Origin of the sequence: Parafrankia irregularis (genome assembly GCF_001536285.1) — a bacterium.
In the GTDB taxonomy this organism is placed as follows: domain Bacteria; phylum Actinomycetota; class Actinomycetes; order Frankiales; family Frankiaceae; genus Parafrankia; species Parafrankia irregularis.
On the sequence record NZ_FAOZ01000008.1, the window covers coordinates 57,289 to 69,543 of the forward strand.

13 protein-coding genes are annotated in these 12,255 nt (G+C 69.2%); 3 read left to right on the forward strand and 10 right to left on the reverse strand.

The features are described 5' to 3' along the window. Positions 1 to 16: 16 nt before the first annotated feature. Positions 17 to 850: an SDR family oxidoreductase gene (locus tag AWX74_RS15090; RefSeq protein ID WP_207550335.1), complete on the reverse strand. Its 834-nt coding sequence runs from the start codon at positions 848 to 850 to the stop codon at positions 17 to 19. A 181-nt stretch (positions 851 to 1,031) separates the two neighbouring features. Continuing rightward, entirely contained in the window at positions 1,032 to 1,652 is a 621-nt protein-coding gene (locus tag AWX74_RS15095; RefSeq protein WP_242666250.1) for a MaoC family dehydratase, read from the reverse strand. 41 nt (positions 1,653 to 1,693) lie between these two features. On the opposite strand from AWX74_RS15095, the gene AWX74_RS15100 reads away from it, so the two are divergent. After that, complete coding sequence (locus AWX74_RS15100) at positions 1,694 to 2,206, forward strand: thioesterase family protein (RefSeq protein WP_091277047.1); 513 nt, start codon at positions 1,694 to 1,696, stop codon at positions 2,204 to 2,206. 117 nt (positions 2,207 to 2,323) lie between these two features. On the opposite strand, the gene AWX74_RS15105 is transcribed toward AWX74_RS15100, so the two are convergent. From AWX74_RS15105 to AWX74_RS15140, 8 genes are all read right to left on the reverse strand, one after another. Beyond that, positions 2,324 to 3,016, reverse strand: a complete 693-nt coding sequence (locus AWX74_RS15105) for an ABC transporter ATP-binding protein (RefSeq protein WP_091277050.1) — start codon at positions 3,014 to 3,016, stop codon at positions 2,324 to 2,326. Then, positions 3,013 to 3,714 (reverse strand): ABC transporter ATP-binding protein, encoded by a 702-nt coding sequence (locus tag AWX74_RS15110; RefSeq protein WP_091277053.1) that lies wholly within the window; start codon positions 3,712 to 3,714, stop codon positions 3,013 to 3,015. The genes AWX74_RS15105 and AWX74_RS15110 overlap by 4 nt, the downstream gene beginning before the upstream one ends. Beyond that, a complete protein-coding gene (locus AWX74_RS15115; RefSeq protein ID WP_131799465.1) occupies positions 3,714 to 4,742 on the reverse strand; it encodes a branched-chain amino acid ABC transporter permease in 1,029 nt (342 codons plus the stop codon). The genes AWX74_RS15110 and AWX74_RS15115 overlap by 1 nt, the downstream gene beginning before the upstream one ends. Further along, positions 4,739 to 5,593, reverse strand: coding sequence for a branched-chain amino acid ABC transporter permease (locus AWX74_RS15120; RefSeq protein ID WP_091277058.1), 855 nt, complete (start codon positions 5,591 to 5,593; stop codon positions 4,739 to 4,741). Before AWX74_RS15120 ends, AWX74_RS15115 begins: the two co-directional genes overlap by 4 nt. 64 nt (positions 5,594 to 5,657) lie before the next feature. Beyond that, the gene (locus tag AWX74_RS15125; RefSeq protein WP_091277061.1) at positions 5,658 to 6,884 is read right to left on the reverse strand and encodes an ABC transporter substrate-binding protein; all 1,227 of its coding nucleotides are present in this window, start codon (positions 6,882 to 6,884) and stop codon (positions 5,658 to 5,660) included. Between the two features lie 153 nt (positions 6,885 to 7,037). After that, positions 7,038 to 7,985 carry an EamA family transporter gene (locus AWX74_RS15130; protein ID WP_091277064.1) on the reverse strand — a complete coding sequence of 316 codons (948 nt, stop codon included), beginning with the start codon at positions 7,983 to 7,985 and terminating at the stop codon, positions 7,038 to 7,040. A gap of 87 nt (positions 7,986 to 8,072) precedes the next feature. Beyond that, complete coding sequence (locus AWX74_RS15135) at positions 8,073 to 9,215, reverse strand: LuxR C-terminal-related transcriptional regulator (protein ID WP_165615640.1); 1,143 nt, start codon at positions 9,213 to 9,215, stop codon at positions 8,073 to 8,075. Positions 9,216 to 9,358: 143 nt separating this feature from the next. Beyond that, positions 9,359 to 10,612, reverse strand: coding sequence for an acyl-CoA dehydrogenase family protein (locus AWX74_RS15140; RefSeq protein WP_091277070.1), 1,254 nt, complete (start codon positions 10,610 to 10,612; stop codon positions 9,359 to 9,361). Positions 10,613 to 10,776: 164 nt separating this feature from the next. On the opposite strand from AWX74_RS15140, the gene AWX74_RS15145 reads away from it, so the two are divergent. Together AWX74_RS15145 and AWX74_RS15150 are read left to right on the forward strand one after the other, a co-directional pair. Beyond that, positions 10,777 to 11,220 (forward strand): MaoC family dehydratase, encoded by a 444-nt coding sequence (locus tag AWX74_RS15145; protein ID WP_242666251.1) that lies wholly within the window; start codon positions 10,777 to 10,779, stop codon positions 11,218 to 11,220. A 22-nt stretch (positions 11,221 to 11,242) separates the two neighbouring features. After that, on the forward strand, positions 11,243 to 12,226 hold the full coding sequence (locus AWX74_RS15150; protein WP_091277076.1) for an NADPH:quinone oxidoreductase family protein: 984 nt from the start codon (positions 11,243 to 11,245) through the stop codon (positions 12,224 to 12,226). Positions 12,227 to 12,255: the final 29 nt, after the last annotated feature.

Here is a 12,255-nt window from a genome sequence, read left to right on the forward strand (position 1 = left end):
CTTCGGATCGGGCCGGTCAGGCCTGCCCAGGTCGGGCAACCGACGAGGTGACCGACCTGGTGTTGAGGGCGTCGCCACCGTCGACCGTGAGCAGCTGCCCGGTCACCATTGCGGACTCCGGGGCGGCGAAGAACGCCACCGCGTTGGCGATGTCATCGGGATCCACGAAACCGTTCGGCAGGCTGTCCAGCCAGGCATCCTTGATCGGCTCAGGCATTCCGAGGATGCCCGACGATGCGGTCATGCCCGGCAGGACGCAGTTGGCGGTGACGCCGAGGCGGACGTTCTCGGCCGCCACGGTCTTCACCATCCCGATGAGCCCCGCCTTGCTGGTCGCGTATGACACCTGGGCGGGCATGCCCTGCGTGCCGGAGGTGGAGGAGATCACTACGATCCGGCCGTAGCGGCGTTCACGCATGCCTGCCAGGCACTTCTGCAGAACACGGAACGTTCCCGTGAGATTGATGTCCAGGTCGAGCTGCCACTTCTCGCGCGAAAAGGTATGCGCGGCACCGAACAGCGTCGTGATGGCCGCGTTGGCGACGTACACGTCCACCTGCCCGAAGTCGGGCAACTCGTCGGTGGCGAGGTCGACCTGCCAGGTGCACCCCGGGAGCTTGTCGAGCGTGAGCACTTCCATGCCGTCCACCTCGAGTCGCTTCACGATGGCCTGGCCGATGCCGCCGTCGCGGCCCGCTCCCGTCACCAGCGCCCGGTAGGACATACAGCCTTCCTCCTTCTTCAGGTCCTCGGGCGCGAGCGCACGAGCCGGACTGGCAAACGGCGGATGCGCGACACCGCACCGGTCACGGAAGGTGCGCCGGCCGCGCTCGCCGTTGCCCGGCGACACCCGCCAGTCAGCGGTCCGCCCTGAGACGGAGCCGAGGAGTACTCCCGCACTGTGCATCCACCACCGCGGCGCGACCAGGATCGCCTCCGGATGCCGGTGTGGGGCTCCACAGCCGGGTAGCGGACAGGATTCCCGCCGCTTTGGCGGCACCAGCCGAGCGACCTCGCGACCGGGTGCGGCCCTAGCGGGCGAACGACTCTGCGGGATAGGTGAGATAGATCGACTCTGCGACCATGGCGGGGCGGTCCTGTCCTCGCACCTGGATGGCGAGCGCGACCCGGTACTGCACACCGCCGTCGTCGCGCCGTCTGCCGTCCTTGATTGACGCCGCGAGCCGGATCTCGGACCCGACCCGGACCGGCGAGGTGAATCGCACCCGCTCGAGGCCGTAGTTGGTGCCTCGTCCGTGATCGGTGATGGTGAGCAGCTCCTTGAGCATCGCGGGCACGAGTGAGAGCGTCAGGTATCCGTGCGCGATGGTCCCGCCGAAGGGCCCGGTCGCGGCGCGCTCGGGATCGACGTGGATCCACTGCTGATCGTCCGTGGCATCCGCGAAGGCGTCGACCCGCCGCTGGTCCACGACCCGCCACGGCGAAGCGCCCAGGTCCAGGTCGCTTGCCCCGACCAGCTCGGCTCCCGTGATCTGCAGTGCCACCGCGTCCTCCTCGTCCGGGGCGTCCGCGCAGTCGCGTCGCCGCTGCCGCTGCCGCTGCCGCTGCCGCTGCCGCTGCCGCAGTGTGCCTGAGCCTGGGCCGACCGCGGCGGCCCCGCCGGTCCCGGCGCTGTGGAAACCGACAGTCACGCCGATTCGTCCGGGCACCGTCCGGGCCTAGAGTCGGCGACATGACGTCTCCGACGACGCACGCGCTCTCCTGGGAGCTGGTCAGGCAGGTCCCGTCCCTGGTCGAGGCCAAGGTCGAGCCGGAGTTCATCGACTTCAACGGACACATGAACGTCCGTTACTACCTCGACAAGGGCGCCGAGGGGGCCGACCAGCTGTGCCGCGCCGTCGGGATCGACGAGGCCTACCGGCGGGACCGGAGAATGGGTGTCTTCACCGCCGAGCACCACCTCCGGTACCTGTCCGAGCTGCAGGCCGGTGACGCCTTCTCGGTGCATGCCCGGGTCCTGGACTGTTCGGACAAGGTGACCCACCTGATGGCGTTCCTGGTCGACCAGGCCCGGGAGAGGCTCTCCTGCACGGTGGAGATTGTCCTCGTGCATGTGGGCCTGGACGACCGGAGACCCCGGCCGTTCCCGGAGGACGTCGCCGCCGGCTGGGATCGGCTGGTCCACGAGTCCAGGGCTCTGCCATGGGATGCGCCGGTGTGCGGCTCGATGGGTGTGCGTCGCTGAACGCGTGTCGCCGAGCGCCTGGGACTCGCCGCGGCCGGACGAGCGCGGTTCTCTGCGGGGATGTCCGCGTCGCCCGGCGGGCGTCGCGGGACACGGCCGCTCGTGCCGCCCCCGGTGTCAGAGAGCGATGAGCTCCTGCACGGCGCGGTCCTGCAGCCGCGCGACCGGGCCGTCACCGACCAGCTTCCCGCCGCGCAGTGCGAGGTAGCGGTCCGCCAGCTTCTGGATCATGCCTATGTGCTGCTCGACCAGCAGGAGCGCGGTGCCACGGGCACGGATCTCCTTCAGCGCCTCGACGATCGCGTCGATGACCACAGGCGCCAGGCCCTCGGTGGGCTCGTCCAACATCAGCAGGGCCGGCTCGGCCATGAGTGCCCGGGCGATGGCCAGCATCTGCTGTTCACCACCGCTGAGCGCGGTGCCGTGCCGACGTCTTCCCCGCGCCAGGTTCGGGAAGAGCTCGAAGACGGCGTCGAGCGTCCACGTGCCCGTGCGGCGCGACGCACGGCCGAGCGTGATGTTCTCCTCGACGGTCAGGTTGGGAAAGATCCTCTTGCCCTGGGGCACCAGGGAGACCCCGCGCGAGGTGGGCACGTGCGCGCGCCCGGCGAGAGGTACGCCGTCGACGAGAATGTCGCCTTGGGTGGTCGGCACGCCGTAGACGGCGAGGAGAGTGGTCGACTTTCCCGCGCCGTTGCGGCCCACGAGGCCCACGGTCTCCCCGGAGCCGACGGCGAACGAGACGTCCCGCAGGATTGTCGCGCCGCCGTAGGAGGCGTCAACATGACGGAACTCCAGGATCGCGCTCATGCCGCGCTCCCCAGGTAGGCGCGGATGACCCGGGGGTCGGCCCGGACCTCCTCCGGCGGGCCGGAGCTGAGAACCTCGCCGAGGTCGAGCACGGTGATCGTGTCGCAGGTCCGGAAGACGCCTTCCACATCGTGCTCCACCAGCAGCGCCGCGACGTCGCGCTCCCGGCACAGGTCGCGCACGTGCCGCAGCATCCGGCCCGCCTCGTCGGCGACCAGACCCGCGCACGGCTCGTCCAGGAGCACGACGCGTGGCCGGCCGATGAGGGCGATGGCCAGGTCGACCGCCCGCTGGGTGCCGTAGGCGATCTCACCGCAGACCCGGTCGACCACCTCGCCCAGGCCGAGCGTGTCGATGATCCCGGCCAGGTCGGGCTCGGCGTTCCTGCGCGCGACCATGCTCAGCTGGGCGCCCACCGTCATGGACGCGAAGACGCTGGTGCGCTGGAAGGATCGCGAGATTCCGTGGGCGCGCCGCCAGCGGACGGATCGGCGGGTGATGTCCTCACCGTCGAGGAGCACCCGGCCCGACGACGGGCGCCGACGCCCGGACAGCGCGTCGATGAAGGTGGATTTGCCCGCGCCGTTCGGACCGATCACGCCGTGCACACACCCCTGGACCAGGGCGATATCGATGTTCTTGTTTGCCGCGACGGCGCCGTAACGTACCGACAGCCCGCTGGCTTCGAACACGGCCATCAGCGCTTCACCCGCTTCCAGAGACGCTGCAGGGTCCCGGTGATGCCACCGGGCAGGAAGACCAGAACGACGATGAGTGCGACGCCGGTGTACAGCGGCAGGTTGGCGCCGGAGTTCAGCCGCGACTCGCCCCACACGTACAGTGCGGTGCCGACCAGCGGCCCGGCCAGCGTGCCGAGCCCACCCACCATGGCCGCGATCAGCGAGTCGCCGGCCTGGGCGAAGCCCAGGAGGTCGGGTGAGACGTAGGCGGCGTTGAGGGCGAACAACGCACCCCCGAGCGACGCCAGCAATCCCGAGAGAACGAAGGCGGCCAGCCGGGGCAGGAAGGTGTTGTAGCCGGAGAAGCGCATCCGCTCCTCGTTCTCGCGTATCCCTTCGAGAGTCGTCCCGAAGCGGGACCGCCCGACCAGCCACACGACGACGAGGCCCACCGCCAGCGGAACCCAGACGACGGGCCAGAAACGACCGGGGTCCTGCAGGTCCGCCGGCGAGAGCCCCACGAAGGAGGAGTCGGCGTCCAGGCCGATCAGCAGGCCGTCGTACGCTCCGGTGAGTGGGCGGAAGGCCGTCTGCACGCAGAGCTGGTAGAGCGCCTGCGAGAGAGCCAGCGTCAGCATGAGAAAGCCCATGCCCGAGGCGCGGACCACAAGGACGCCCATGAGCACCGCGATGACTGTGCCGACAAGAACCCCGAACAGCACCGACGGCAGCGGGTCCCAGCCCCAGCGGTTCACCGCGATGCCGACCGCGTAGGCCGCACCGCCGAAGAACGCCGTGTGGCCGAGACTGATCAGGCCGAGATGTCGGGCCAGGAAACCGATCCCGAGGGCGAGCAGGCCCAGCAGCGCGGCCTCGACCGCCAGGCCCATCGTGTAGGCGTCGGCGACGACGGACGGCATCGCCAGGCCGGCCACCAGCACGACGGTGGCCACGGCGAGCCCGAGCAGCAGCCTGCGGCTCGGCCTTCGCCCCGCTTCGGGAGCTGTCCCGCTGGCAGTCACCTCAGCCGTGGTGGTCGCGGTCATGATGCCCTCCTGCCAGCCAGGCCCCTCGGCCGCCACAGCAGCACCACGACAAGGGCGGCGTACGGAACCAGGACGGAGACGCTCGGCGACCAGACGGTGATGAGAGTCTGGATGACACCGAGGCCCATGCCGGCGGCCATCGCCCCGCCGACACTGCCCACGCCGCCGACGACGACGACAATGAGCACGGTGATGAGGAACCGGCCCCCCATCGACGGATCCACCGAGATGTAAGGTGCCGCGAGAATTCCGGCGAGACCCGCGAGCGCCGCACCGAGACTCACGACGATGATGCTGATCCGGTTGACGTCGACGCCCATGATCGCGGCCGTCTCGATGTCCTGGCTCGCCGCCCTGATGTACAGCCCGGTGCGGGTGTGCCGCAGCCAGAGGACAAGCGCGGCGGCCAGGGCCGCCGCGATCACGATGACACCGAGCCGATAGGTCGGGTAGTGCACGCCGAACAGGGACGTGGTGCCCCGCAGCCCGGGAGGCGGGTCCAGCGATAGGGTCTTCTCCCCCCAGGCGAGCACCACCAGGCGCTCGGCTATCAGCGCCAGTCCAAACGTCACCAGGCCGACCTCCATGTGGGACCGGCCCTGCAGGGGCCGAAAGAACACGAGCTCAAGGAGCACTCCGATCGCCGTGAGAGCGAGCGGCACCAGCAGGAGCGCGAGCCAGAAGTCGAGGTGCCGGGCCACCGAGTAGCCGATGTAGGCGCCGGTCATGTAGAGCGCTCCATGGGCGAAGTTCGTGACGCCCCGGAGTCCGTAGATCATCGCCAGCCCGGAGCTCAGCACCATGAGAAGGGAGCCGAGCGCGATGCCGTTGAGGACCTGGGCCGCGTTCATGCACAGCCTTTCTCTGAGGACGGGGGATGCGCCACCCTTGGCCGTTCGCACCCCCCGCGGCGAGTCACAGATCGCAGTCAGGGCTGGGTGTCGGTGACGTCTGGCTCGCCGGAGCCGAAGCGAGGATCTTGAACTCCAGACCGGTGTCGGACCCCGCGACCTGGCCCAGGTAGGACGGCCGCAGCAGCTGGTGGTCGGCTCCTCGCATCGTCACCGGCCCCACGATGCTGTCGAAGGTGAGCCCGTCCAGCGCGGCACCGACCTCGTCGGGGTCGGTGCTTCCGGCCTTCTCGACCGCCGCGAACAGCGTCTTCGCAGCCAGGTAGTTGTCCGCCGGGACGTAGTAGGGCGCGCTGCCGTACTTCGCCGCGTAGGCGGCGACGAACTTCTTGTTCAGCTCGTTGTCAGCGTGCACGTCGTACCCGACGTTGTTGTAGTACCCGGTGACGCCGTCGCCCAGGACGGGGAACAGGGGCTCGGACACCATGTTGAAGCCGAGAACCGTCTTGACCTGCGAAGCCAGATCGAACTGTGCGGCCTGCTTCACGAAGGCGACACCGTCGGCGCCGTATTCGACCGCGAAGAGGGCGTCCGCGCCACTACTTTTGATCTTGGTGATGTACGAGCCGAAGTCCGTCGTGTTCAGCGGTGCGAACTGCTGCAGCACCACCTGCTTGCCGGCCGCCCGCGCAGCCTCGGTGAAGGTGTCGGCCGCACTGTGGCCGGTCGAGTAGTCCACCGCCTGGATCGCCCACTTGGTTCCCGGCATTGTCTTGAGCGCCGAGGCCAGGGCATTGATGTCCATCGTGTCGGTCTGGACGATGTGGAAGCTGTTCGCCACGCACTGCTTTCCGACGAGACCGGCGTCCTTGGCTGTCGCGTGGAAGGCGAGCGCTCCGAGGCTGCCCAGCTGCGCGTTGAGCGCCGCAGCCTCGGTCGAGGTCATGACGGCGCCGATGAACCGCGCGCCGTCCTTCGTCACGGCCTCCCGCGCCGCTTGTAAGGTCGTGCCGCTCTTTCCGTCCGTGGTCTTCTTGATCAGCTCGACCGGATGACCGTCGACCCCGCCTGCGGCGTTGACCTCGTCGACCGCGAGCTGCCACCCCCTCACCTCGTCGGTTCCGTACTGGGCGAGCGCTCCAGTACTCGGTGGGATGAGCGCCACCTTGATCGGTGAGGTGCCGCCGCCGGACGAGTCGGTGTCCGCCGAACTCCCGCCGGGCGAACCGCACGCGGCCAGCGCGACGGATGTCGCCAGCGCGAGCGCCGCGATCGGAACAACCTTCTTCATGTGCACCTCGCGAGGCAGAGGAGTCCCGGGCCATGCCGGGATGTGATGGGCCTCACCAAATATTGGTCTGATAGTTGGAGCAGTTCGACCCCCCTGAAGGGGTGTTCACCTACCCCCAAGGAGTGGTCCGGGTCCGGGCTGCAACCGGGACCGCTAGGACGCCTCACCCTGCGTGGCGACCTGCTCCACCCCAGGTCGCGGGGCACGCTCGGCCGTGACGACGAGCGCAACCGAGCTCAGGACGAGGCCGCCGCCGACGAGCACAGCCAGTCCGACCGGCTCGGCGAGGATCGCCCAGCCGAGGAGCAGGGCCACGACCGGGTTCACGTAGGCGTGGGTGGCCGTCAGCGACAGCGGCACATGCGTCAGCAGCCAGGCGAACGCGAGGAACGCGACGATCGAGCACGCGACGACCAGGAAGGCGAGCGCGGCCCAGCCCCGTGCCGAGTAGGCGAGGCTGACACGCTCCCCGCTCGCCCCCGCCAGAACGGCCGAGCACAGGAAGGCGACGATCTGCTGACAGGCCGCGACGACGAGGATGTCCCCCGGTAGATCGACCGTGCCCTGCAGGTACGAGCCGACCGTCCAGCTCAGGCTCGACCCGACGCAGAGCAGCACACCAGCGACCGGCATCGTCTCGCCGAGACCCCGGCCGAGGAGAACGAGCATGACCAGTCCCGCGAAGCCGATCCCCACGCCCGCGACGGTGAGCCACGCCGGGCGCTCTCCCGCGAGAATCCGCAGGAGTACAGCCCATGCCGGCACAGACGCCGCGATCAGTGCGGCGACCCCGGAGGGCAGCCCCTTGACCTGGGCGAGTGCCTGCAGCCCGTTTCCGAGCCCCAGGAGGAGCACGCCGGTGATGACCAGCGAGACGCCCTGAGAACGCGTGACACGCATCGCTCGGGGCCCGCGGCGCGCGACCACGATGACCGACAGGATCAGCCCGGCGAGCAGGAACCGCTGAGCCATTGCCTGAAAGGGCGCGACCTCGTCGATGACCACGTGGATCGCCAGATACACCGATCCCCACAGAACCCATACGACCGCGAGACACAGCGCGACGAGCGATCTGTTGGTGCCCGCAGCGAGTTCAGGCACCGTCAGCCACGTTCGGCGGACGCCTGGAGGTAAACGCCATGGCTGCCTCCTGTTTCGGCGGAACGGGACGGGTCGGACGGGGACGGCTCAGTCCTCCCGCGCACCGACCGTCATGCGCAGGTACAGCGCGATGGCCTCGGCACGGTTCTCCACCCGCAACTTGCGCAGGATCTGCTTGACATGCGACTTCACGGTGTCCGTCGCGATGACCAGGCGCCTGGCGATACGCTCGTTCGTCGCGCCCGTGGCCATCAACGCCAGCACCTCCTGCTCCCGACCGGTGAGCAGACCGTCGAGCATGCGCGGCCGCTCGGCCACCACCGGGCGCAATGGGCGGACGACGTTGGGTGCGGTCGTCTCGGCGCGCGAAGCCAGCTCGATCTCGCTCGAGGCGAGCTCGTCGAGAGCCGCCTCGACCGACTTCAGAAGGTGCATAACCTCGGTCCGCTGATCACGCAGACGGGCCAGGAGCACCGAGCGCTCGAAGATCTGGGCGAACCCGGTCGCGAAGAACCACAGGATCTCCCGGTCGATTTCGGCCACGTCGCCGTCCCGGTTGTCCGCGTGCAGTATCCCGATGACCCGCTCGCCGCTGACGATCGGCGCCGCGACGTACGAGGCCAACCGAGCGACCCGGGCCAGCGGCTCATAGACGCGGTTGTCCGTGGACGCGTCCGATACGATCGCCGGCTCGCGCCTTCGGACCAGTTCGTTCTCCAGAAGCATGTGGGAGAGTCGGATCCTGGGCTCGGTCTCGCGCATCCAGCCCAGGAACGCCCGCTCGGCCGGGCCGATCTCGCGCGAGTAGCTCCGCCACGGCCGCCACTCGTCATCGTCGACCCGCGACAGCATGACCCGGTCGAAGCCACCCGCCACGGCCGCGGACTCACAGACGACATCGAGCAGGGTGTCCTGGTCAGTGACACGACGAAGCCGCGCCAGACCGTGATCAAGAGCGTCGAGGCGGCGCAGCCTCTCATGTCCCAGGCTGTCATGGATGGCGAAGCGGACCGTGTGCATTTCATGCAGCGCCTGGCTCAGCTCGACGACATCCGTGCGCAGAAGGTCCCGCCGCGGGTCCTGGAGGAGGTCGCGCACAATGCCGCCGAGGATCGCCAGCTGACCGTCGAGGGTATGTAGATCCGTCGGGCACGGCTGCTCGACATCGGCATACTCCTGCGCCGAGGTCAGCCGCCCCACAACGGCAAGCGCCTGCCGGTGCGCACTCACACCCTGGGCCGACAGGTCACGACGGCGTCGCGACGCCGCGGCGGACAGGGACTCCTTCTGCCGGCTCCTCTCGCCGCATTCGTGGGAGACCGCTCCAGAACCACCGCGGATCGCCCCGGAGCCACCGCGAAGGTCGCCGCTCCTCACGCGTCTGGGCGGCGGTTGGACCTGAAGTCCCACATCGCCGCGGCGATCCGGCGGTACTGGAGCTCGTCGGACCCCTCCGTGATCCGATAACGCCGGTGATGCCGGTAGATGTGCTCGAAGGGGTAGTGCCTGCTGTAACCGACCCCTCCGTGAATCTGCATCGCACGATCGGCGGCGTCACACGCCAGCCGGTTGCCGCGCACGTTGACCATGGCCACCTTGTCGCTCACGGCCGTCCGGCCGCGTACGTCCATCTCCCAGGCGGTCTTGTACAACGTGTTGCGCACCAGTTCAGCCTCGGTCTGCAGCTCGACGAGCTGCCACTGGATGCCCTGGTAGTCCCGCATCCTCCCGCCGAAGAGCCGGCGCTCGTCCGTGTACCGCACGCTCTGGTCCACGCAGAACTGCGCCGCGCCCAGCGAGGATGCCGCCTGCCTGATCCGGTTCTCGTGGACGAACAGCTGCGCGCAGTCCAGTCCGCGCCCCACCTCGCCGACAACAGCGCTGCCGGGCACGCGGACGTCGTTCAGGCGCACCTCCGCATGGTCGGTCGGCATGTTGAAGGTCCACCAGTAGAACGGGACCTCGAAGCCCGGCGCACTGGTCGGCACCAGGAACGCGGTGATCCCGGACGCCTTGCCGTCCTCGCCACCGGTCCGGGCGAAGACGAGGTCGACCTCCGCCACGTCGACGACGCTGTTCCAGCGCTTGGCACCGCTGATGACCCAGTCGGTGCCGTCGCGGACAGCCCGTGTCTCCAGCCAGGTGGCGTCGCTGCCGTGGTTCGGCTCGGTGAGTCCGAACGCCATCTCCATGGCACCGGAGACGAGCCGTTCCAGGTACGTCTCCTTCTGCTCGTCGGTGCCGTACTCGTGCAGCACGAGTGCCAGCGGCAGGTTCGCCACCACCGAGGCCTCGTGGCTCAGTTCCGCGTGCAGGCCCGGGCCGCGGTGGGCGAGATGCTCCCGGATCGCGGCCATCGCGACGTTGGTGCCGTCGCCTCCGCCAAGTGCCGCGGGCAGGGGGTACCGGTAGAAGCCGGCCTTGTCGGCCAGCACCCGCGCCTCCTGCATGATCTCGCGCCACCGGGCTGACGGAATGCCGCCTCGTTCCAGATCGGTGCGGGTGAACTCACGTCGGTGGTCGAAGTACTCGGGGTGCTTTTCCTCGATCGGCTTTATCTGGATGTCGATGAAACGATCGAGCGCGGCGATGAAGGCCGTGACGTCCTCGGGGAGCGAGATGTCCATGGTCGCTGTCTCCTCTGCGTCGGGTCGGCGGCTACGACCGTAGGCCGGCGCGCCGGGACGGCGAATCGAGCGTCTCCGGCGGCGCTGTCGAGTTCTCCATCGCCGCGGACGACGGCCCTCGCCTCCGGCGCCGGTGGGCTGCTTGCATCCGTGACATGGAGGCCTTGCAGGGAGTCGACGCGCTGCGCGCGAAGGTGGGGCGGCAGCTGGGGACCAGTTCCTGGCACGACGTCACCCAGGAACGAATCCAGGCGTTCGCCGACGCCACCGAGGACTGGGAGCGGATTCACCTCGATCCGGCCCGTGCCGCGCAGACACCGTGGGGGGTAACGATCGTGCACGGGCTCTACACGTTGTCGCTCGGCCCGAAATTCCTCTACGAGATCTTCTCGATGAGCGGCCACCGGCTCGCCCTGAACTACGGATTCGACAAGGTGCGTTTTCTCTCCCCCGTGCTCGTCGGCTCGCGGATACGGATGGCCGCCCACCTCACCGGTGAGGAGCGCATCCGCGGCGGGTCGAAGTTCCGGATCACGCAGACCTTCGAGATCCAGGACGCGGGCAGGCCCGCCTGTGTCGCCGAGTCCGTCGTCGCGTATTTCGACTGACCAACCCCGAGGAGGATGAGCGATGCGCGCCATGGTTGTCGAGAATTTCGGCGGGCCGACGGCAACGGTGCTACAGGACGTCCCCGAGCCGGCCGGGGCACATCCCCGGGCCTGCGGCCGCCGCGTGCTGGTCGAAGTGCACGCCGTCGGGCTTTCCTTCATCGACCCGCTGCAGACGCGCGGCCTGTACCAGGCCGGTGTCGCGGCGCCCTACATCTGTGGTTCGGAGCTGGCCGGGCTGGTCCTGGAGGCCCCCGCGGACTCGTGGGTGAACCCCGGCGACCGGGTGGCGGGGATCGTCTGGCAGGGGGCGATGGCCGAGCGCGCGCTCGCGATCGACGACTTCATGGTCAGGCTGCCCGACTCCATGTCGTACGCCACCGGCGCCGGTGTCTACATGAACTACGCGACCGCGTGGTACGCACTTGACCGGGCCGGTTGCCGTCCGGGGGAACACGTGCTGGTCACCGGCGCCGCGGGCGGCGTCGGCACCTGCGTGCTGGACCTGGGCCCCGCGTTCGGGGTGTCGACGATAGCCCTGGTCTCCTCGGACGCGAAGGCGGCGACGGCACGGGCCGCCCGCGCGACCCACGTGGTCCGCACGGACGAGGACTGGCAGGGCGAGATCCGGCGGCTGACCGACCACCGTGGCGTCGAGGTCTTCGTGGACATGGTCGGCGGTGAGACGTTCCTCGACACGGTCCGTGCGCTGCGCGTCGGCGGGCGGGGGGTCGTCGTCGGGTTCGCCGGCGGCTCGATACCGGAGATCAGGGTGAACCGGCTGCTGTTGCGGAACCTGACCCTGACCGGCATCACGATGGACGTGATGGAGACCGAGTACCCGGGCACGCTCACCCGTGTTCGCACGGGCGTGCAACGCCTGCTGGACGCCGGCGAGATCACCCCTTCGATCGGCTCGACATACCCACTGGAGCGGGCTGTCGACGCGCTCCGGTCGTTGGAGGACCGCACAGCCGTCGGCAAGGTGGTCGTCCAGGTCCGCTGAGCAGCGGCTCGGGCTGCTCGGGCGTCGGC